The 19851-nt window shown below is 71.3% G+C and carries 20 protein-coding genes; 11 read left to right on the forward strand and 9 right to left on the reverse strand.

Translation table 11 applies throughout. The features are described 5' to 3' along the window. Positions 1-3: 3 nt before the first annotated feature. Positions 4-579 carry a TetR/AcrR family transcriptional regulator gene (locus tag ACIA5G_RS45070; RefSeq protein ID WP_395935063.1) on the reverse strand — a complete coding sequence of 192 codons (576 nt, stop codon included), beginning with the start codon at positions 577-579 and terminating at the stop codon, positions 4-6. An 84-nt stretch (positions 580-663) separates the two neighbouring features. Between ACIA5G_RS45070 and ACIA5G_RS45075 the strand changes: the two genes are divergently transcribed. Beyond that, positions 664-1518: an alpha/beta hydrolase gene (locus tag ACIA5G_RS45075; protein ID WP_395935065.1), complete on the forward strand. Its 855-nt coding sequence runs from the start codon at positions 664-666 to the stop codon at positions 1516-1518. On the opposite strand, the gene ACIA5G_RS45080 is transcribed toward ACIA5G_RS45075, so the two are convergent. From ACIA5G_RS45080 to ACIA5G_RS45090, 3 genes are read right to left on the reverse strand one after another with little or no spacing between them, the layout of a single operon-like run. Next, entirely contained in the window at positions 1487-2716 is a 1230-nt protein-coding gene (locus ACIA5G_RS45080) for an RNA polymerase sigma factor (RefSeq protein WP_395935067.1), read from the reverse strand. The two genes, ACIA5G_RS45075 and ACIA5G_RS45080, sit on opposite strands and share 32 nt — an antisense overlap. Next, on the reverse strand, positions 2713-3066 hold the full coding sequence (locus ACIA5G_RS45085; RefSeq protein ID WP_395935446.1) for a YciI family protein: 354 nt from the start codon (positions 3064-3066) through the stop codon (positions 2713-2715). Before ACIA5G_RS45085 ends, ACIA5G_RS45080 begins: the two co-directional genes overlap by 4 nt. A 5-nt stretch (positions 3067-3071) precedes the next feature. Then, positions 3072-3797, reverse strand: coding sequence for a dihydrofolate reductase family protein (locus tag ACIA5G_RS45090; RefSeq protein WP_395935069.1), 726 nt, complete (start codon positions 3795-3797; stop codon positions 3072-3074). A gap of 213 nt (positions 3798-4010) precedes the next feature. Between ACIA5G_RS45090 and ACIA5G_RS45095 the strand changes: the two genes are divergently transcribed. Further along, entirely contained in the window at positions 4011-4769 is a 759-nt protein-coding gene (locus tag ACIA5G_RS45095; RefSeq protein WP_395935071.1) for a D-Ala-D-Ala carboxypeptidase family metallohydrolase, read from the forward strand. 57 nt (positions 4770-4826) lie between these two features. Here ACIA5G_RS45095 and ACIA5G_RS45100 read toward each other — a convergent pair whose 3' ends face one another. Genes ACIA5G_RS45100 through ACIA5G_RS45115 form a run of 4 tightly spaced genes read right to left on the reverse strand, consistent with a single transcriptional unit; the run spans position 4827 to position 9047 of the window. Further along, complete coding sequence (locus ACIA5G_RS45100) at positions 4827-6230, reverse strand: MmgE/PrpD family protein (protein WP_395935073.1); 1404 nt, start codon at positions 6228-6230, stop codon at positions 4827-4829. After that, a complete protein-coding gene (locus tag ACIA5G_RS45105; RefSeq protein WP_395935075.1) occupies positions 6227-7048 on the reverse strand; it encodes a cyclase family protein in 822 nt (273 codons plus the stop codon). Before ACIA5G_RS45105 ends, ACIA5G_RS45100 begins: the two co-directional genes overlap by 4 nt. Beyond that, the gene (locus tag ACIA5G_RS45110; RefSeq protein ID WP_395935077.1) at positions 7045-7863 is read right to left on the reverse strand and encodes an HpcH/HpaI aldolase/citrate lyase family protein; all 819 of its coding nucleotides are present in this window, start codon (positions 7861-7863) and stop codon (positions 7045-7047) included. The genes ACIA5G_RS45105 and ACIA5G_RS45110 overlap by 4 nt, the downstream gene beginning before the upstream one ends. After that, positions 7860-9047: a CaiB/BaiF CoA transferase family protein gene (locus ACIA5G_RS45115; protein ID WP_395935080.1), complete on the reverse strand. Its 1188-nt coding sequence runs from the start codon at positions 9045-9047 to the stop codon at positions 7860-7862. Before ACIA5G_RS45115 ends, ACIA5G_RS45110 begins: the two co-directional genes overlap by 4 nt. Before the next feature lie 246 nt (positions 9048-9293). Here ACIA5G_RS45115 and ACIA5G_RS45120 point away from each other — a divergent pair, with 246 nt between their 5' ends. The 9 genes from ACIA5G_RS45120 (at position 9294) to ACIA5G_RS45160 (ending at position 18922) form a co-directional block, all read left to right on the forward strand. Next, positions 9294-10538: an ABC transporter substrate-binding protein gene (locus tag ACIA5G_RS45120; protein WP_395935082.1), complete on the forward strand. Its 1245-nt coding sequence runs from the start codon at positions 9294-9296 to the stop codon at positions 10536-10538. Next, on the forward strand, positions 10535-11548 hold the full coding sequence (locus ACIA5G_RS45125) for a branched-chain amino acid ABC transporter permease (RefSeq protein ID WP_395935085.1): 1014 nt from the start codon (positions 10535-10537) through the stop codon (positions 11546-11548). Before ACIA5G_RS45120 ends, ACIA5G_RS45125 begins: the two co-directional genes overlap by 4 nt. A 73-nt stretch (positions 11549-11621) precedes the next feature. Beyond that, complete coding sequence (locus ACIA5G_RS45130) at positions 11622-12668, forward strand: branched-chain amino acid ABC transporter permease (protein WP_395935088.1); 1047 nt, start codon at positions 11622-11624, stop codon at positions 12666-12668. After that, positions 12665-13399 (forward strand): ABC transporter ATP-binding protein, encoded by a 735-nt coding sequence (locus ACIA5G_RS45135; RefSeq protein WP_395935090.1) that lies wholly within the window; start codon positions 12665-12667, stop codon positions 13397-13399. Before ACIA5G_RS45130 ends, ACIA5G_RS45135 begins: the two co-directional genes overlap by 4 nt. Beyond that, positions 13386-14087 carry an ABC transporter ATP-binding protein gene (locus ACIA5G_RS45140; protein WP_395935092.1) on the forward strand — a complete coding sequence of 234 codons (702 nt, stop codon included), beginning with the start codon at positions 13386-13388 and terminating at the stop codon, positions 14085-14087. The genes ACIA5G_RS45135 and ACIA5G_RS45140 overlap by 14 nt, the downstream gene beginning before the upstream one ends. Then, positions 14084-15433: an MmgE/PrpD family protein gene (locus ACIA5G_RS45145; protein ID WP_395935094.1), complete on the forward strand. Its 1350-nt coding sequence runs from the start codon at positions 14084-14086 to the stop codon at positions 15431-15433. Before ACIA5G_RS45140 ends, ACIA5G_RS45145 begins: the two co-directional genes overlap by 4 nt. After that, positions 15433-16068: an aspartate/glutamate racemase family protein gene (locus ACIA5G_RS45150; protein ID WP_395935096.1), complete on the forward strand. Its 636-nt coding sequence runs from the start codon at positions 15433-15435 to the stop codon at positions 16066-16068. Before ACIA5G_RS45145 ends, ACIA5G_RS45150 begins: the two co-directional genes overlap by 1 nt. Beyond that, positions 16065-17444: an FAD-binding protein gene (locus ACIA5G_RS45155; protein ID WP_395935098.1), complete on the forward strand. Its 1380-nt coding sequence runs from the start codon at positions 16065-16067 to the stop codon at positions 17442-17444. The genes ACIA5G_RS45150 and ACIA5G_RS45155 overlap by 4 nt, the downstream gene beginning before the upstream one ends. A gap of 8 nt (positions 17445-17452) precedes the next feature. Beyond that, positions 17453-18922 (forward strand): dihydroorotase family protein, encoded by a 1470-nt coding sequence (locus tag ACIA5G_RS45160; protein WP_395935100.1) that lies wholly within the window; start codon positions 17453-17455, stop codon positions 18920-18922. Positions 18923-18944: 22 nt separating this feature from the next. Here ACIA5G_RS45160 and ACIA5G_RS45165 read toward each other — a convergent pair whose 3' ends face one another. Beyond that, positions 18945-19763 (reverse strand): IclR family transcriptional regulator, encoded by an 819-nt coding sequence (locus ACIA5G_RS45165; protein ID WP_395935102.1) that lies wholly within the window; start codon positions 19761-19763, stop codon positions 18945-18947. Between the last annotated feature and the right edge of the window lie 88 nt (positions 19764-19851).

The following is a 19851-nucleotide window of genomic DNA, read 5'->3' on the forward strand; positions in this document are numbered from 1 at the left end:
CCGTTACGCGGATCGTCCCTTGCTCATGCGCAGGATCAAGGCGACCGCGTCCTCCGAACGGGCGGCCGGAGTCAGCACTTCCTGCAGGAGCAGGCCACGAATCGCGGCGACGGCGACGGTGGCCGCGGTCAGTGCTTCCTCGGTGCCGAGCCCTTCGCGTTCCGCGAGTGAGGCCAGCATCTTGGTCAGGTCGCCGAGCGAGTCGATGAACTCGCGGAAGTCCTCCGGGCTGTACGCAGCCAGTCCCACGACGTGGAAGAAGCCACGGACGCGCGACAGCTGCTCCGGGCGGGTGTAGGCCCGCCAGATCGCCATCACGAGGTCGTCGAAGGTGCCCTCCTGCGCGGCCTCGAAGAGCTTCTCGTTGTCACGAGTTCGCTGTGCCTCGAGCATGGCCGCCAAGACGCCCGGGAGTGACCCGAAGTGGTAGCGCAGAAGCGCGTGGCTGGTGTCGGTCCGGGCGGCGATCTCCCGGAGCGACACCTCCGGTGAGGGCAGGGCCTCGTGGAAGGCGTCGAGAAGCCGAGCCAGGAGACGCTCGCGGGCGTCGCCTCTGCGTTCCGTGCTTGACAAGATCACTCCCACAGTTTATCCATTGGAAAAGATGGTGCCGCGTTGCCCCACATGGTGGCAGCCGGCTCGCAACGACGGAGGGAACGACTCGTGAGCGCCATGTGGCAAGGCTGCCTCGCCGACACCGACTTCTTCGAGATGCGGTCCGGCGGTGGGCACGACTACGGCGTCTGGGTCACCACGCCGCCGGGCTACGACCCCGCCACGACGCAAGCGCCTGCCGTGTACGTGCTCGACGGCAACTGGGCCGTGGGCATGACGGCGCCGCTCATCGTCACCCAGAAAGACCCCATGCAGCAGATCCGGCCCTACATCCAGGTCAGCGTCGGCTACGCGGGCGAGGAAGCCCAGCACTGGGCACGGCTGCGCAACCGGGACCTGGTGCCGCCCGGTGAGCCCATCGCCCAGGAGTTCATCGATGCCGTGGAGATGGGAGTCCGAACGGGCTCGATGACCCGCGAGGAAGCCGACGCCTACCTCGCCGAACTGCGCGAAACCCATGCCGATGCATTCCTGAGCTTCCTCACCGCGGAACTGCACCCGCGGATCGAACGCGACTACGGCACGGCCACGAGCGGTCACGGCCTTTTCGGCTACTCCTACGGCGGGCTTTTCAGCCTCTACGCCTGGCTCACCGGCAGCACGCTCTTCGAGAGCATCGGCGCGGGCAGTCCCGGTGTCGTCGGTGAAGACAGTCAGGTCTTCGCGATGCTCGAAGAAGCGGGTGACAGCCTGCCTGCCGCCCAGCTTCACGTGACCCTCAACGAGCAAGAGCTGCTCGGAGATCTGGCCGTCTACCAGAACCTCACGAAGAACGCGGCCACCGTCCTGCACCGCCTGACCGCCCGCGGCGGCGCCGTCACCAGCGCGCTCCTGCGCGAAACGCACGTGACCGGTCTGCAGGCCTCGTTCCTCAGCTACCTCCGGACCTGCCGAGCCCAGTAAGCCGCGCGGCACGGGTCAGGAGATGCCGCCGCTCGGGTTCGCTGGTGGTGCGCCGGGCCGCTTCCTGGTAGCCGGCGCGCGCCGCGTCGTGGTCGCCCGCCATCTCCAGCAGGTGGGCCCGCACCGACACCAGGTGGTGGGAGGCGGAGCTGCGCTCGTCGGCCGAGACGGCGTCGAGCAGGGCCAGCCCGGCCGCGGGCCCGTGCACCTCGGCCACCGCCACCGCCCGGTTGAGCGTCACCGTCGGGTTGGGCGCCACCCGCTCGAGAACCGTGTAGAGGGCGAGAATCTGCGGCCAGTCGGTGACTTCCGCGGTGGGCGCCTCGTCGTGGACGGCGGCGATGGCGGCCTGGAGCTGGTACGGGCCGATCGGGCCGCTCGACAGGGTGGCGGTCACGAGAGCCACGCCTTCGGTGATGGCTTCGGCGTCCCAAAGCGTCCGGTCCTGCTCGCTGAGCGGCACCAGCGATCCGTCCGGGGCGGTGCGGGCCTGGCGGCGGGCCTCGGTCAACAGCAGCAGGGCCAGGAGCCCGGCCACCTCGCCGTCGCCGGGGACCAGCCGATGCAGCTCGCGGGCCAGCCGGATCGCCTCGGCCGTCAGCTCGGCCCGCACCAGGCGCGCCCCCGACGTGGCCGTGTAGCCCTCGTTGAAGACGAGGTAGACCACGTGGAGCACCACACCGAGCCGCTCCGCCTGCTCGGCCGGCGGTGGCAAGGTGAAGCCCGCTCCGGCGGCCTTGATGCGCTGCTTGGCCCGGCTGATGCGCTGCGCCATGGTCGACTCGGGCACGAGGAAGGCCCGGGCGATCTCGGCGGTCGACAGGCCGCCGACGGCCCGCAGGGTCAGCGCGATCTGCGACGGCGGTGTCAGCGCCGGGTGGCAGCACAGGAACAGCAGCGTGAGGGTGTCGTCACCGGCCTGCACCTCACCACCGGCGGGCGGCGTGCGGAGGGCGTCCGCCTCCTCCCGCCGGCGGCGAGCGGTGTCACTGCGCACCTGGTCGGCGAGGCGGCGCGTCGCCACCGTCACCAGCCAGGCCTTGGGGTTCTCCGGCCACCCCTCGGCCGGCCACTGGACCGTGGCCGCCACCAGTGCCTCCTGGACGGCGTCCTCGCAGGTGTCGAACTGGCCGTAGCGGCGCACCAGCGCGCCGAGCACCTCCGGGACCAGCCGCCGGACGGCCTGCCAGTCGGTCACGGCTCGATGTTCGCCTCGTGCATCAGTGGCCGGACCTCGACACCCCAGTGGCGCGCCGACGGGTTGCGGGCCGCGATCTCCAGGGCCCGTTCCAGGTTGTCGCAGTCGAGGATCGTGAAGCTGCCCAGGTACTCCTTGGCCTCGGCGAAGGGGCCGTCGGTGACCACCGGCGTCCCACCGGCGACCCGGACCATCTTGGACATCATCTGGTCGGCCATGCCGTAGGCGCCGACCAGCTCACCGGACTCGAACAGCTCCTGGTTGAGGGCGTCGGTCTCGCGGATGAGCTCGGCGAGGGCCTCCGCCCCGATCGAGCCGAAGGCTTCTTCGTTGCCGTAGATCAGCAGCATGTACTTCACCGCGCGCTCCTCTGCTCCTGGGCCGGTCCGACCAGGTCACCGCTGGCCCCACGATCGTCCAACACCAGTTTCGACCGCCCAGTGACGGTATAGCGGATGTGGGTCACCCCGGGCGACTCGACGACCCGGGTGGGGACGAGCTCGATGCCTTCGTCCGCGGCGAGGCCGAGTCCGGCGTCGAACAGGCGCTGGCCGTCGCCCAGCAGCACCGGGGCGATGTGCAGGTCGAGCTGGTCGAGCAGCCCGGCGGCCAGCACCTGGCGCAGGAGCTCGCCGCCGCCGGCCACCGCCACGTCCTTGCCGCCGGCGGCGTCCCGGGCCAGCTCGACGGCCCGCTCGAGCCCTTCGGTGACGAAGGTGAAGGAGGTGCCACCCTGGCGTTCGAGCACTTCCCGGGGGTGGTGGGTGACCACGAAGACCGGGGCGTGGAACGGCGGCTCGTCTCCCCAGGGGACCTCGCCGGCGTCGAACATGCGCCGGCCCATGACGTAGGCGCCGGCCGCCGCGAACGTCTCCTCGACGATCTGCGAATCGATCGACTGCTCACCGCCGGCGAAGCCCTGCCGCTCGCGCCAGGCCGCGGCGTCGACGGCCCAGCGGGTGACCCGGAAGAAGCCGGGTGCTTCGGGGCCGCGCATCCAGCCGGATACTTCCTTGGCTGCCCGCGGGCCGGTGTAGAAGCCGTCGAGGGATACCGACATCTGGGCGGTCACGATGGTCATCGGGCATGGTCCCTTTCGTGGTGGCGGCCCCTTCGGCCGCCGATGCCCCTGAGTCGGAGCCGATCGCCCGTTCTCGACACGCGCCGACGAGGTGCTGTGGTGTGAACGACCGACAGCATGGCGCTCGGAACCGCACTAACGTGCCGGACAGTGAATCGCGGACAATCCGCGGTTCGTGGGTCTCACCTTCCGGGCTTGAAAGGTGTTCCTGTCATGCGCCTTCGTCTTGTCCTGCCCCTGCTCGCCCTGATGGCCGGTTTCGGCTCGGCGGCGGCCGCTCCGGTGGCCGCCGATCCGGGTCCGGTGACAGCCGGGACCACGGCTGCCGCCGACGCCTGCTACTCCTGGGGACGTACGCTGTCCCAAGGCGCCTCCGGTGACGACGTCCGGCAACTGCAGATCCGCGTCGCCGGTTACCCGGGCTACGGCGGTGTCCTGGCCCTCGACGGCCAGTTCGGCGCGGGCACCAAGGCCGCGGTCACCCGGTTCCAGCAGGCTTACGGCCTCGGTGCGGACGGCATCGCCGGACCCGCGACGTTCGCGAAGATCTACCAGCTGCAGGACGACGACTGCACGCCGGTCAACTTCACCTACGCCGAGCTGAACAGGTGCAACTCCGACTGGTCGGGCGGCAACGTCTCCGCCGCGACCGCGAAGGCCAATGCGCTGGTGTCGATGTGGAAGCTGCAGGCGATGCGGCACGCCATGGGGGACCGCCCGATCGTGGTCAACGGCGGTTTCCGCAGTGTCGCCTGCAACAACGCGGTCGGCGGGGCCGCCGCCAGCCGGCACCTCTACGGGGACGCGGTCGACCTCGGGGCGGGGGCGCAGGGCTTCTGCGGACTGGCGCAGCAGGCCCGCAACCACGGCTTCAGCGAGATCCTCGGACCGGGATACCCGGGCCACAGCGACCACACGCACGTGGCGCACCGGTCGAGCCGGTTCTGGTCGGCGTCGTCCTGCGGAATCTGACTCCACCGCCGGGCGGGCCGGGCCGACGCTCGATCGGCCCGGCCCGGCCCGGCCTCGTCAGGTGCGGAGCAGGGTGGTCAGTTCCGTCAGGTCGCCCAGGGTGGCGAGGCCGTAGGTCAGTTCCGTGATCCGCGTGCTCACCTCGGCCGGGAGCACCCGGGCCGCGTTCAAGCGGAACTTCGTCGCCAGCTCGTCGGCCGAGAGCGGGTTCTGCGGGCCGCCACGATTGGCGTCCACCCGCTCCTCCAGTTCGCGGCCGTCCTTCAACCGGGCGCGCAGGACTGCCGGGAACTGGTGCGGGAAGATCTCGTCGCAGCGAGCGTCCGGGACACACTCCACCTTCGCCGCCAGCTCCAGGCGCGCCGGGTCCGCCGCGGCCTCGTCGGTGAAGTCGTCGTGGAAGACGCCCAGCCCGCCGCCGCCCAGGAGGCCCGCCGCCACCGTGTACGGACCCGAGAACGCCGCGTGGTAGCCCGACTTCGGGCGGATCTTGTCCTCGCGCGGCTCGGCGATCGTGCGCAGCACCGACGTCGGCGCGCCCAGTTCGAGGTGCTCGATCTCGGCCGGGTCGACACCGCGCTCGCGCAGCCGCCGGGCCGCGTCGATGCCCGCGTGGGTGAAGTGGTTGCAGGGGTAGGGCTTGAAGAAGATCCCCGGCAGCTCCCAGCGCTCACCCAGGCCGGCGACGATGACGTCCACATCGGACTGGTCGCCGCAGAACGCCTGGAGCAGCCCGAATCGGCCCTCCAGGACCGTGGGCGGGCCGGTGATGCCGTGCCGCGCCATGCCCGCCGCTGTCACCGCGGCGTGGGCGGCCCAGCCGCAGTGGATCCGCTTCACCGTGCCGCCCGTGCGGTTGGCTTCCAGGAGCCCCGAGCCCATGCTGGCCGCGATGCCGATGGCGTCGGCGATCCCCTCGGCGTCCACATCGGACAGCATCGCCGCGGCCGCCGCCGCGCCGAGGGCACCGCAGATCGCCGTCGCGTGCAGACCGCGCTCGAAGAACACGGAGTTGCCGAGTTCCTCGTTGTAGCCCGCCATGCCGAGCCGGACGGTGATCTCGACGCCGACGCCGATCGCGTCGAGCAGCTGGGCCCCGGTCGCGCCGCGGGATTCCGCGACGGCCAGCGCGGCCGGCACCACCGACGCCGACGGGTGCAGCACCGAGGGCAGGTGCGTGTCGTCGAAGTCGAGGGAGTGCGCGAGGGTGCCGTTCAGCAACGCCGCGCTCGGCTCGGGCAGCCGGTCGCCGGTGCCGATCGCCGTCGCGCGGCCGGTGCCGCCCCACTCCCGGACCAGCGCGCCGACGGCCGCCGCGGGACGTTCCGACGTGGCGGCCAGGCTGTTGCCGAGAACGTCGAGGACGCGCCGCGCGGCGTCGTCCCGCAGTTCCGGCGGCAGTCCCTTCGCCCGCACCGACGTGGCGAACGCGGCCAGCTGCTGCACGATCGTGGCGGTCATGCGGACACCGCCGCGAGGGGACGCACGGGGGAGCCGGTGCCGCCGACGATCCGCAGCGGCGCGAGCACGAACACGAACTCGTGCACGCCTTCCGCGGCGACGGCCTCCAGGTTCAGGTGCTCCAGGATGAAGATGCCCGACTCCACGAGCAGGATCCGGTGCACCGGCAGCACGGCGTGCCCGGCCCCGGCAGGGATCTGCTCGTAGGCCGTGGTGTCCGCGCCGGTCGCCACGACACGGCGGGCCGCCAGCCATTCCGCCGCCGACGTCGTGGCGCCGGGGACGCCGGTCTCCTTGCCCATGTACTTCGTGGCGTCGTCGAAGTTCCGCGCCCAGCCGGTCCGGATCAGCGCGACGTCGCCGGCGCCGGGTTCGGTGCCGGCCAGCTTCGCCGCCGCGTCCAGGTCGGCGGCCGTGACGCCGTACCCCGGCTCCAGTGTCGGGACGTCGTGCACCGCAGCCACGTCCAGGAGCACCGCGCGGCGCAGCAGGCCGGGCAGGTTCTCCGCGCCGTGGGTGCGGAACACGCCGCCCTGCTGGGCTTCGGCGGCGTCGACGTCACCGTGCAGCTTGCCGTTATGGCTGACGTGCGACAGCGCGTCGATGTGGGTGCCGACGTGCCCGCCGGTGACGATGATCTCGTTGGCCGCCGACCCGCCGTCCGGGCGGCGCATGTCACCGTGGCGGCGGATCAGCGTCATCCGGAACCCGGGGTGGTTCGGCGAGCAGGGCATGCCGGTGAAGAACGGCTGCCCGAGCTCGATCAGCCGGACCCCGCCGGCGACCGCCGACAGCAGCGGATCCTGGGGACGTGTCATGAGTGCTGGCCTTCCTTTTCTGCGGACTCCGCGAGCGCGAGCACCCAGCGGGCGCGGGCGACGATCGCGGCGTCGACGAACTGTCCGTTGTGGTCGATCCAGGCAGCCGGCCCGTCGGTCGAGAGCCGGTCGAGCAGCTCGCTCGCCCACGCCGTCTCGGCCGGATCAGGCGCGAAGGCCTGGTGCACCACGGGAATCTGAGCGGGGTGGATGACCGACCGGCCGAAGAACCCGGCCGCCCGCCCGGCTTCGGTGCTCGCGCGCAGGCCGTCGAGGTCGCGGACGGCGGTCCAGACGCTCTGCACCGGGCTCGGCAGCCCGGCCGCGCGCGCGGCGACGACCACCCGGGACCGCGGCCAGGTCAGCGCATCACCACCGGCGACCCGCAGGTCCGCGGCCAGGTCGGCTTCACCGAGGGAGATCCCGGCGACGAGCGGGTGCGCCGTCGCGATCGCCAGCGCGTTTTCCACGCCCAGCGCCGATTCCAGCACCGGGTACACCGGCACGCCGAGCGCCTCGGCGACCCGCCGCAGCTCACCCGGGTCCTCGCACTTGGGCACCCGGACGCCCGCGGGTGCGTGCCCGGCCAGCGCGGCGATGTCGGCCTCACCGGCCGGGGTGCCCGGGGCGTTGATCCGGACGAACGCGGTCGCGCCGTCGCCCAGTGCCGCCAGGGTGTTCCGCCGGGCGTCGTCCTTCGAGGCTGCGGCGACGGCGTCCTCGAGGTCGATGATCACCGCGTCCGCCGGGCCGGCCAGGGCCTTCGTGATCCGGTCCGGCCGGTCACCCGGGACGTAGAGCCAGCTGCGGATCACTTGATGACGCCTTTTTCGCGCAGCGCGGCCAGTTCCGGCTCGCCGAGGCCGTAACGACCGAGGACTTCGGCGGTGTGCGCGCCGAGCGGCGCCCCGGCCGTGGTGAGGTGCCCGGGCGTCTCCGACAGCCGGAACAGCACGTTCTGCATCTTCACCGGCCCCAGTTCGTCGTCCTCGACGGTGGCGATGCTGTTCAGCGCGGCGAACTGCGGGTCGGCCATGACGTCGGCGGCGGTGTAGATCGGCGCGACGGCGGCCTGGGCCTCCTCGAACGCCTTGACGACGTCGTCGCGGTCGCGGTCGGCGATCCACGAGCCGACGGCGTCGTCGAGCAGGTCGGCGTGCTGCGCGCGCTCCGAACCGGACGCGAACCACGGCTCGTCGATCAGCTCCGGGCGCCCGACCAGCCGCATCACGCGCTCGGCGATGGACTGGGCGCTGGTGGAGATGGCGACCCAGCTGCCGTCGCGGGTGCGGTAGGTGTTGCGCGGCGCGTTGTTCGTGGACCGGTTGCCGGTGCGCGGCTGCAGCGTGCCGAGCTGGTCGTAGGCGATGATCTGCGGCCCGAGCAGCGTGAGGATCGGCTCGATGATGGCGAGGTCGACAACCTGGCCGCGCCCGGTCTGGTCCCGGGCCCGCAGCGCGGTCATCACGGCGTAGGCGGTGGTCAGCGCGGCGATCCCGTCGGCGAGGCCGAACGGCGGCAGTGTCGGCGGGCCGTCCGGTTCACCGGTGATCGCGGCGAACCCGCTCATCGCCTCGGCGAGCGTGCCGAAGCCGGGGCGCTTGGCGTACGGGCCGATCTGCCCGAACCCGGTCACCCGCGTGAGCACCAGGCCGGGGTTGATCTCACGCAGCTCGTCGTAGCCCAGGCCCCAGCGCTCGAGCGTGCCGGGGCGGAAGTTCTCGACAACGACGTCGGCGTCGGCCACGAGTTTCTTGAAGATCTCCTGGCCCTCGGGGGAGCCGAGGTACAGGGTGATCGCCTTCTTGCCGCGGCCGAGCATCTTCCACCAGAGGCCGACGCCGTCGCGCTGCGCGCCGTGGCTGCGGACGGGGTCGCCCTTCGGGTGCTCGATCTTGATCACCTCGGCGCCGAAGTCGCCCAGCAGTGTCGCGGCCAGCGGGCCGGCGAACAGGGTGGCCGTGTCGAGCACCCGGATCCCGGACAAAGCGCCCGTCATGGGGCGTACCTGCCTTTCTCGTCCGGCGGCCCGAGTTCGGATGCCCGTTTCGCCGGGGGGAACAACTGTGAACGTCGTGTTTCGTGGTGACGTCTCTCCGTGTTCTCCAAGTTCGCACTGATCACGCGTGTCCGTCAAGTTATGCGCAGATGTTGACCTGACGTCGGGCCGAGTGTCACGATGGCCGACAACAAATCTGGCGTTTCGCTAAGCGGAACGACAGTGCTTCCAGTGGGAAGAGGTGACATGTCCGCACGAAAGCTCGTCGCGGGGCTCGGGGCGGTGGCCCTGCTCGTGACCGGGTGCGGGGGATCGGCTCCGATGGGAGCCGGGGGCGCCGCCGCGGGGCGGGACGAGGGCCCGGTGAAGATCGGCGCGCTGCACCCGGTCAGCGGCTCGAACGCGGTCGACGGCCTGCAGATGCGCCGCGGTGCGCAGCTGGCGGTCGACGCGATCAACGCGGCCGGCGGCATCAAGTCGCTCGGCGGCCGCAAGGTCGAGCTGGTCACCGGCGACACCCAGGGCAAGGCCGACATCGGGCAGAGTGAGGCCCAGCGGCTGATCTCGGCCGGTGCGGTGAGCCTGGTGGGTACTTATCAGAGCGCCGTGAGCACCAACGTCGCCGTGGTGGCCGAACGCAACCGGGTCCCGTTCGTGATGGACGTGACCGCCTCCGACGCGATCTTCTCCCACGGCTACAAGTACTCCTTCCGTGTGCAGCCCGGCAGCAAGGCGATCGCGACGGCCGCCGCCCAGTACCTGAAAGCGGTTTCGGACCAGGCGGGCAAGCCCGTCCGCAAGGTCGCGTTCCTGCACGAGCAGAGCGACTTCGGCAGCGGCGCGGCCGACGCCTTCACCGCGGCCGCCAAGCAGCTCGGCATCGGGATCGGCCCGAACATCAGCTACGACGCCACCACGGTCAGCGACCTGACCGCCCAGGTCACGCAGGTCAAGGCGTCGGGCGCGGACGTGCTGGCGGTGGCCGGCTACTACCGCGACAGCCTGCTGGCGGCCAAGGCGATCGCCTCGGTGAAACCGGACCTCAACGCGGTCTGGGGCGTCTCGAACGGCGCGTACGACCAGCCGAAGTTCGTCGCCGACGCCGGCGCGCTCGGCAACCTGTACTTCAGCGCCAACTACCACTACGACGCGACCAACCCCGAGACCGTCGCGCTGCGCGAGAAGTACCAGAAGGTGTACGGCGACCCGATGCGCACCGGCGCGGTCCTGTCCTACGACGCGGTCCAGGTGATCGCGCACGGGGTCGAGCAGGCCGCGAGCACCGACCCGGAGAAGGTGCGGAACGCGATCGCCGCCGCCCAGGTCGCACCCCTGACCGTCGGCCGCGGGCCGATCCAGTTCGCCCCCAACGGCGACAACCGCAACGCCTTCCCGGTGCTGATGCAGGTCCGGGACGGGCGGGTCCAGCAGGTGTATCCCCCCGAAAAAGCCGAATCCCGGCCCGACTACAGGGTGGCGTGGCGACCATGACCGAACTCGACACCGGGGCGCCCGTCGTCCCCGAAACCGCACCACCCGACCGGAAAGCCCGAGCGGACAAGGGTTTCCTCGGCCGCGCCGGCATCGTGGCCGCCGTCCTCGTCGTCGCGATCGTCCTCGCGCTGGTGCAGTCCGGCAGTGGCCTGGTGGTCTGGCAGTCGGTGGTCACCGGCATCCTGACCGGCGGCCTCTACGGCCTGATCGCGATGGGCCTGACGCTGATCTTCGGTGTGCTCGACATCGTGAACTTCGCCCACGGCGCGTTCCTCGCGGTCGCGATGTTCATCTCCTTCGGCATGGTTCAGGCGACCGGCCTGCACCCGTACCTGACGCTCGTCGTCGCGGTGCCGGTGCTGTTCCTCCTCGGCGCGGCGGTGCACCGCGGGCTGCTGTCCGGGGCGGGCGGCCGGTCGCTGGAGAACCAGCTGCTGATCACGCTCGGCCTGTCACTGCTGCTGGAAAACGGGCTGCTGATGTTCTTCGGCGCCGAGCCCAAGACGATCGCGCTGCCCGGCGACTTCCAGTTCCCGTTGCTGGGCGCGGTCGTCGCGGGTTCGCGACTGTACGCGTTCCTCGGCGCGATCGTGCTCGGCGGGCTGCTGTACTGGCTGCTGCGGCGCACCCGGCTGGGCACCGCGATCCGCGCGGTCGCCGCGAACGCGCCGGGCGCGGCACTGGTCGGCATCAACGTCCGCCGGATGCACACGCTGACCTTCGCCATCGGCACGGCATGCGCGGGGGCCGCGGCGGTCCTCGCCGGGCCACTCGTCACCGTGACCCCGACGTTGGGGGAGCAGTTCAACATCACGGCGTTTGTGGTCGTGGTGCTCGGCGGGATGGGCAACGTCGTCGGCGCGCTCGTCGGCGGCCTGCTGATCGGGCTGGTCGAACAGCTCACCACGATCTACCTGGGCGGCCAGAGCTCCCTGCTCGGCGTCTTCGTGGTGTTCGTGCTGGTGCTGTTCCTCCGCCCGCAGGGCCTGTTCGGGAGGCGCGCATGAGCGAGCTTGCGAGCGAATCATTCAACACAGCGCTTTGTGCTCAGCAGGCACCGAGCGTCAGCGAGGTGCGCGCATGAGCACCATCACCATCGCCGCGCCGAGCAACTCGGGCGCCGTCAAAGCACCGCCGTTGCGGCCGCAGAACCGGCAGCTGGCCATTCTCGCGATCCTCGTGTTGGTCGCGATCCCGCTGCCGCTGATCCTGCCCGCCGCCCAGGGCGCGGTCGCCGTCCGGATCCTGATCTTCCTGCTGATGGCCGTCGGCTGGAACATCATGAGCGGCTTCGGCGGCATGTTCAGCTTCGGCCACGCCGCCTATTTCGGTCTCGGCGCGTACACCAGCGCGTACCTGCTGGTGAAGCACAACGTGTCGCCGTGGATCGGGATGCTGGCCGGGATGGCGGTGGCCGCCGCGGTCGCCGTGGTCATCGGCTACTTCTCCTTCCGCTACAAGCTCCAGGGCGCCTACTTCGCGCTGGCCACCTTCGCGTTCGCGGAGATGCTGCGGCTGATCGTGACAAGCAGCGCCTTCGCCAACAAGTCCGTGGGCTACAGCGTCCCGCTGATCCAGGACTCGTCACTGTGGCTGATCCAGTTCCCGGCCGACTCACCCGCGTACTTCTGGGTGGCCCTGGTCCTGGCCGGGGCGGCGGTCGCGATCAGCATCGTCTTCCTGCACTCCCGCGCCGGCCGGTACGTCACGGCGATCCGCGACGACGAACTGGCCGCCGCGTCCCTCGGCGCCCCGGTGTTGCGGCACAAGCTGCTGACGGTCGCGCTGTCGGCGGCGATCACCGCCGTGGCGGGCGCGTTCTACACGCAGTACTACTTGTTCGTGAACCCCGATCTCGGGTTCGGTTCGGCCATCTCGATCCAGGCGATCGTGCCGGTCGTGATCGGCGGCATCGGCACGGTGTGGGGCCCGGTGGTCGGCGCGATCATCATCGGCTCGCTCACGGACGTCACGGCGACGCTGCTGCGCACCCCACCGGAGTTTCTGGGCTTCCTGCAGGGCCGCAGCGGATTGGACGTCGTGCTGTACGCGGTGCTGGTGATCCTGATCGTGCGGCTGTTGCCCAAGGGGATCGTCGGAACCATCGCTGCGAGGTGGCGTCGATGAGCATCGTGGAAGTCACCGGCGTCGGCAAGGCGTTCCGCGGCGTGCACGCACTGTCCGATGTGGACCTCGAAGTGGCCGAGGGCGAGATCCTCGGCGTCATCGGGCCCAACGGCGCAGGCAAGACCACCCTGTTCAACGTCATCTCGGGCGCGCTGAGCCCGGACACCGGGCGGGTGCGGCTGGCGGGCGACGACGTCACCGGCCGCGCGCCCGACCGGATCGCCCGCGCCGGCATGGTGCGCACCTTCCAGCTGATGCGGCCGTTCGCGAGCATGACGGTGGCACAGAACGTCAGCCTCGCCGCGCAGCATCACCGCCTGAGCGCCAAGGCGCTGCGGGAGCACGCGCTCGACGTCGTCGAACGCGTTGGGCTCGGACCGTGGGCCCACCGCGCCGCGACCGACCTGCCGACCGCCGGGCTCAAGCGTCTCGAACTGGCCCGGGCGCTGGCGACCCGGCCGAAAGTCCTGCTGCTCGACGAGGTGCTGGCCGGGCTGGTCCCGGCCGAGCGAGAGCCGGTGCTCGACCTGCTCGCCACGCTGCGCGAGCAGGAGGGCGTCACGCTGGTGTTCATCGAGCACATCATGGCCGCGGTGATGCGGCTGGCCGACCGGGTGCTCGTGCTCGACCAGGGCCGCGTGCTGGCCGTCGGCTCACCCGAAGCGGTCACCAGCGACCCGCGGGTCATCGACGCCTACCTCGGTGAGGAGCCGACCCATGCTGACGCTTGAGAAGGTGTGCGCCGGGTACGGGCGGATGCGGATCCTGCACGACGTCGACCTGCGCCTCGACGCCGGGGAGATCGTCGCGCTGGTCGGCGCGAACGGCGCGGGCAAGACCACGACGTTGCGCAGCATCTGCGGCCAGCTCAAGCCGCTGTCGGGGACCATCACCCTGGATGGCACGCCGACCGCCGGCCGCCGCCCGGACCAGCTGGTGCGCGACGGCCTTGTCCACGTGCCCGAGGACCGGGCGCTGTTCGGCACGCTGACCGTCGAGGAGAACCTGCGGATGGGTGCGTGGACCCGCACGCCCGCGCAGGCCGCTTCGTCGCTGGCTGAGGTCTACGAGCTGTTCCCGGTGCTCGCCGAGCGCCGGACGCAGACCGCGCAGACGTTCAGCGGCGGCCAGCAGCAGATGCTCGCGATCGGCCGGGCCCTGATGGCCGGACCGCGGCTGCTGATGCTCGACGAGCCGTCGACCGGGCTTTCGCCGAAACTGACCTGGACGGTGCTGGAGGCGGTCCAGCGCATCCGGGACAGCGGGGTGGCGGTGCTGCTGGTCGAGCAGAACGCGAAGCAGGCGCTGGCCATCGCGGACCGGGCGTACGTGCTGGAAAGCGGGTCGACCGTGCTGGAAGGCACCGGCGCCGAACTCGCCGGCGACAACCGCGTCAGGAAGGCGTACCTGGGACTGTGAACCGTGAACGAGCGGCTTCCGCCACCGCGTCGCTGGGAGCTTGGGTGTCCGAACTGGACGTCACGAGTGTCCCGGCCGTGGTGCTCGACCGGCTTTCCCTCGTGCTGCTCGACGTTGTGGGTGTCACCGCATTGGGTGCTTCTCTCCCGGAGCATCGGGCGCTGCGCGACGCTTGGCGCGCACCGGCCGGTCCGGCGCCGCTGATCGGCGGCGGGCAGCTGGCCACGACCGACGCGGCGGCCTGGCTCAACGGCGTCGCGCTCGTCTCGCTGGAGCTGGACGAGGGCCACAAGTACGCCAAGGGCCACCCCGCCGCGCACGGCTTTCCCGCGGTGCTGGCGCTGGCGGCCGAGCTGGACAGCACCGGCGCGGACACGGCGGCGGCGCTGCTCGCCGCCTACGAGGTGGCCGCGCGGTTCGGCCGCGCGACCACCCTGCGTGCGGGCGCGCACCCGCACGGCAGCTGGGGTGTCCCCGGCGCGGCGGCGGGCTGCGCCCGGCTGCTCGGCCTCCCGCCCGGGGCCGCCGCGGCCGCCATCGACACGGCGGCCGGAATGGGCATCGCCGGGCACTTCGACTCGGCGACCCAGGGCAACCCGGTGCGCAACGCGTGGCTGGGCGCCTCGGCGACGTCCGGGCTCGCCGCCGCGCGGATGGCGGCGGCCGGGATGGCCCGCACCACCGGCACGGCTGCGCTCTCGCTCGGCACCCTGCTCGGCGAGTTCGACGCGGGCGAGCTGACCGCGGATCTGGGCACCCGCTGGGACATCACGCGTGGCTACTTCAAGCGGCACGCGTCCTGCTCGTTCACCCACCCGGCGGCGGACGCCGTCCTCGAACTGCGCTCGCGTCCGGCGTTCCGGGCCGACGGCATCACGCACATCCTGGTGGAGACCCACGTCCTGGGGGCCGGGCTGTCCGATGTGGACTGGTCGAACCGGCTCTCGGCGATGTTCTCGACCCCGTTCGTGGTGGCGACCGCCGCGCTGACCGGCGAAGTCGGGCCGGAGAGCCCGCTTTGTGACGCCGACGTGCGATCCCTGGCGAGCCGCGTGCGCCTGGTCGAGGCGGCCGACCTCACCGCGCGCCTCCCGGACGAGCGCCCTGCCCGCGTGACCGTCGCCTTCGACGACAGCACGTCGCTGACCTGCGAAGTCCCCAACCCGGTCGGCGACGCCGACCACCACCCGCTGACCGAGTCCGACCTGGTCGGCATGCTCGGGAAGTGGCTGCCCAGGCCGTTCGTGGAGCGCGCCGCCACGCTGGGTCGCGCCCTGCCCGGCCTGCCCCACGTGGGTGCGGCACTGCGCGAACTGGCCGGAACCGAAGAGAAGGAGCCGAACTGATGCGTGCCCTCGCGGTGACGCCCATCCACCTGCCGCCCGAGGAGATCCGGCGGCGGCAGGAGCGTTACGACCGGCTCGCGCCGCCGGGCCTCGAGATCGAGCTGCGCGACGTCGGCCCGGCAGCCCCGAAGACTCTCGACACGGACGAGTCCATGCGCGTTTCCGAGGACGCCGTCGCCGCGGTGCTCGCGGCCGCCGGCGACGGCTGGGACCTGGCCTTCCCGGACTGCGTGCTGGACCCGGCCGTCCCCGACGCCGTCACCGAGCCGCCGTTGCCGGTGCACGGGCTGCTCAAGCTGTCGGCGACCTATCTCGCCGCGAAGGGCGTCCGGTTCGGTGCGGTCGTGCGCAACGAAGCGATCGCCGAGGAGTTCTCCAAGCGCATCGCCGCCTACCGGCTGACCGAGTACCTCGCCGGGATCCGCGTGCTGGACCTGCCGTTCTCCGCGATCGCCGAGACCGAGACCTGGAACGCCGCGCTCGGCACCGCCGTCCGCGAGCTAGCGGAACTGGGTGCGACGGCGGTGATCAACGGCTGCTCGGCCGTCGACGTCGAGCCCGCCGACCTGCCCGCGCGCATCGTCGACCCGACGGCGCTGGCGATGCGGCTGCTGGCCGTCGAGGAGCAGCAGTGACCGACGGACCGGACCTCGTCGTCGCCGGTGCGGGCGGCGGGCTCGCGGGCGCCCTGCGCGCGGCCGAACTGGGCCTGAGCGTGCTGGTCGTCGAGGCGAGCGAGCACTTCCGGCGGGGCAACAACACCTCGATGTCCACGGCGATGTTCCCCGGTGCAGGCTCCCGCTGGCAGGCGTCGGAGGGCGTGGACGACTCACCCGAGAAGTTCGTCGCCGACATCATGGCGAAGACGCACGGGCAGGCCGACCCGCAGCTGGCCCGGACGCTGGCCGAGGTGAGCGCGCCGCTGGTCGAGTGGCTCGCGGACTCGGCCGGGCTGCCGTTGTCGCTGGTCACGGACTTCAACTACCCCGGCCACGCCGTGCCCCGCTGCCACTCGATCCCGGGCCGCCACGGCTCGGGCGTCGTCGACCACCTCGCCCGTCGCGTGACCGAGCACGAGAACATCGAACTGCTCGCGCCCGCCCGGCTGGTGGACGTCTTGTCCGATGTGGACGGTGTCCGCGCGGTCGTCGTCCGGTATCCCGACGGCATCGAGGAAGAGATCCCGACCCGGGCGGTCCTGCTGGCCACCAACGGCTTCGGTGCCGACTCGGACCTCGTCAAACGCTACCTCCCGGAGATCGCCGGGGCGCTGTACCAGGGCAGTGACCAGTCGCTCGGCGACGCGCTGCGCATCGGCGAAAAACTGGGCGCCGCCACCGGGTTCCTGGATGCCTACCAAGGCCACGGCGCCGTGTCGGCCAGTGCGGGCACGCTCGTCGGCTGGGCGACGATCATCCACGGCGCGATCCTGGTCGACCTCGAAGGCCGTCGCTTCGGCAACGAGATCCGCGGCTATTCCGAGTACGCCGCCGAGCTGGCCGCGCGGCCCGGTTCGACCGGCTGGATCGTGCTCGACGAGACGATCTTCGAACAGTGCCAGCCGTTCCAGGACTTCCGGGACGTGGTGTCCGCCGGCGCGCTGGTCTGGGCGGACGACGCCGCCGGTCTGGCCGAAGCAACCGGCCTGCCATCGGAGACGCTGTCCGAGGAACTCGCCACCGCGTCCGCCATCGCCCGCGGTGAGCGTGAAGACGAGCACGGCCGCACCAACTGGGAGCGTCCGCTCTCGGGCCGCTACGCCGCGGTCCGCGTGGTGCCCGCGCTGTTCCACACCCAGGGCGGGCTGCTGGTCGACGAGCACGCCAACGTCGTCGACACCCAGGACCGCCCGATCCCCGGGCTGTACGCCGCGGGTGGCGCCGCGGCGAGCATCTCCGGCCACGGCGCCGCGGGCTACCTGCCCGGCAACGGCCTGCTGCCCGCCTTCGGCCTGGCCTACCTGGCCGCCGGCGACGTCGCCCGGCGCCGCACCCCCGACCCCGCAAGCTGAGGAGAGAAATGGCAACAACGGAACTGCTCGTGAAGAACGTCCGGGTCGTCCGCCCCGACGACGCCGACGGATCCGAGCCCGAACTGCTGGACATCGCCGTCAACGACGGCACCATCACTCGGGTGGCGCCGAACCTGCCCACCGACGACGCCGCTCAGGTCGTCGACGGCCGCGGCCTGCTGGCCTTCCCCGGTGTGGTCGACGCGCACCAGCACTGGGGCATCTACAACGAGCTCGCCACCGACACCCGCACCGAGAGCCGCGCGAGCGCGCAGGGCGGCGTCACGACGTCGCTGACCTACATGCGCACCGGCCAGTACTACCTGAACAAGGGCGGCAGCTACCGCGACTTCTTCCCCGAGGTGCTCAGCGCGTCGGAAGGCAACGCCTACGTCGACTACGCCTTCCACCTCGCGCCGATGAGCTCGCAGCACATCTCCGAAATCCCTCACCTGGTCGAGGAATTCGGCGTCACGTCGTTCAAGATCTTCATGTTCTACGGCAGTCACGGCCTGCACGGGCGCTCGACCAGTCAGAGCGACTTCCTGATGATCCCGCCGGACGAGCGCTACGACATCGCGCACTTCGAGTTCGTCATGCGCGGGGTCCAGCAGGCGCGCGAGGTGCTGACCGAGTACGCGCCGCACCTGTCGCTCTCGCTGCACTGCGAGACAGCGGAAATCATGACGGCGTACACAAAACTGGTCGAGCAGGACGGTTCGCTGTCCGGGCTGCGCGCCTACAGCGCGTCGCGGCCGCCGCATTCCGAGGGCCTGGCCGTCACCATCGCGTCCTACCTGGCGCACGAGACCGGGCTGCCCAACATCAACCTGCTGCACCTGTCGTCGGAGAAGGCGCTGTCGGCCGCGCTGACGATGGGGAAGGCGTTCCCGCACATCGATTTCCGGCGTGAGGTGACGATCGGGCACCTGCTGGCCGACGTCGACACCGCGTCCGGCATCGGCGGCAAGGTCAACCCGCCGCTGCGCGAGCGCGAAGACGTCGAGGCGCTGTGGCGGCACGTGCTCGCCGGTGACGTCGACTGGGTCGTCAGCGACCACGCGTGCTGCCGTGACGAGCTGAAGTTCGGTTCGGATCGTGAGGACGTGTTCCTCGCTAAGTCCGGCTTCGGCGGCGCCGAGTACCTGCTGCCCGGCCTGGTCGGCGAAGGCACCAAGCGCGGCCTTTCGCTGCAGCGGATCGCGCAGCTGACGTCGCAGAACCCGGCGCGCCGCTACGGTTTGCTCAAGAAGGGCACGATCGCCGAGGGCTTCGACGCCGACTTCACGCTGGTCGACCCGGACGTCCGGTGGACCGTGCGCGCGGCCGAATCGGAGTCGACGCAGGAGTACACGCCGTTCGAGGGCTTCGACATGACCGCGAAGGTGACCGACACGTTCGTGCGCGGCAACCACGTCTTCGCCGACGGCAAGATCGCCGGCGAACCGGTGGGCCGCTACCTCAAGCGCGGCCGGTGATCGGGGGCGGCCGGTGGAGTCCCTACCGGCCGCCCGGCTCCTGCAGCCAGGCCCAGCTCTGCCGGATCTCGGACGCGGCTTCGCGCACGAGATCGCGGTAGCGGCCGACGGCCTCGGGGGTGAAGCGGTACTGCGGGCCGCAGATGCTGATGGAGCCGTGCACCTCACCGTCCGGCCCGAACAGGGGAGCGGCGACGGACCCCGCGCCGGGCTGGCGTTCCCCGAGGGAAACAGCGACGCCGTCGCGGGTCACCTCGGCGAGGACTTCGCGCAGCTGCTCGGCGGTGGTGATCGTGTGCTCGGTCAACGCGGGGAGTTCCTTGTGCAGCAACGCTTCCCGGCGGTCTTCGGGCAGCGACGCGAGGATCACCTTGCCGGACGAGCCGGCGTGCAGCGGGAACCGCCGGCCGAGCTCCACGGTCATCTTGATCTCACGCGGGCTCTCGAACTGGTCGAGGTAGACCCGTTCGTCGCCGACCAGGCCGGACAGCGTGGTGGTCTCCCCGGTTTCGTCCCGCAGCCGCCGCAAGACGGGCGTGGCGGCGATGCGCGCGTCGAACCGGCGCAGGGCGCTCGCCCCGAGGGCGACGGCCGCGGGGCCGAGCCGGTAGCCGGCGACGCCGGGATCGGTGGCCAGCATCTCGCGCGACACGAGCGACTGCAGGATCCGGTAGACGACGGCCTTGGACAGGTCGAGTTCCCGGCTGATCACACTGACGCCCAGGTGCCGCGGCCCGCCGGTGAAGAGCAACAGCACGTCCGCCACCCGTGCGGCGGCCTCGGTGCCGGCGTTGTCCGAAGCGGTGGCGGGTTTGCGCCCGGCGGTACTGTTGACGGCCAAGCCTGTGGTCCTCGGCTTCCAGATCGTTTCGCTGACAGGAACGATGTCCTCGGAATCGTACCATTTTCCCGCGTTGTCGAGGAGAGTT

This window comes from Amycolatopsis sp. NPDC051758 (assembly GCF_044453095.1).
Classification (GTDB): domain Bacteria; phylum Actinomycetota; class Actinomycetes; order Mycobacteriales; family Pseudonocardiaceae; genus Amycolatopsis.

Coding starts and splice junctions, on each gene's coding strand:
- ACIA5G_RS45085 (WP_395935446.1), bottom strand. CDS start 3,066: ATGCTGCTGATCTACGGCAACGAAGAAGCCTTCGGCTCGATCGGGGCG.
- ACIA5G_RS45090 (WP_395935069.1), bottom strand. CDS start 3,797: ATGACCATCGTGACCGCCCAGATGTCGGTATCCCTCGACGGCTTCTAC.
- ACIA5G_RS45095 (WP_395935071.1), top strand. CDS start 4,011: ATGCGCCTTCGTCTTGTCCTGCCCCTGCTCGCCCTGATGGCCGGTTTC.
- ACIA5G_RS45100 (WP_395935073.1), bottom strand. CDS start 6,230: ATGACCGCCACGATCGTGCAGCAGCTGGCCGCGTTCGCCACGTCGGTG.
- ACIA5G_RS45105 (WP_395935075.1), bottom strand. CDS start 7,048: ATGACACGTCCCCAGGATCCGCTGCTGTCGGCGGTCGCCGGCGGGGTC.
- ACIA5G_RS45115 (WP_395935080.1), bottom strand. CDS start 9,047: ATGACGGGCGCTTTGTCCGGGATCCGGGTGCTCGACACGGCCACCCTG.
- ACIA5G_RS45120 (WP_395935082.1), top strand. CDS start 9,294: ATGTCCGCACGAAAGCTCGTCGCGGGGCTCGGGGCGGTGGCCCTGCTC.
- ACIA5G_RS45125 (WP_395935085.1), top strand. CDS start 10,535: ATGACCGAACTCGACACCGGGGCGCCCGTCGTCCCCGAAACCGCACCA.
- ACIA5G_RS45130 (WP_395935088.1), top strand. CDS start 11,622: ATGAGCACCATCACCATCGCCGCGCCGAGCAACTCGGGCGCCGTCAAA.
- ACIA5G_RS45135 (WP_395935090.1), top strand. CDS start 12,665: ATGAGCATCGTGGAAGTCACCGGCGTCGGCAAGGCGTTCCGCGGCGTG.
- ACIA5G_RS45140 (WP_395935092.1), top strand. CDS start 13,386: ATGCTGACGCTTGAGAAGGTGTGCGCCGGGTACGGGCGGATGCGGATC.
- ACIA5G_RS45150 (WP_395935096.1), top strand. CDS start 15,433: ATGCGTGCCCTCGCGGTGACGCCCATCCACCTGCCGCCCGAGGAGATC.
- ACIA5G_RS45160 (WP_395935100.1), top strand. CDS start 17,453: ATGGCAACAACGGAACTGCTCGTGAAGAACGTCCGGGTCGTCCGCCCC.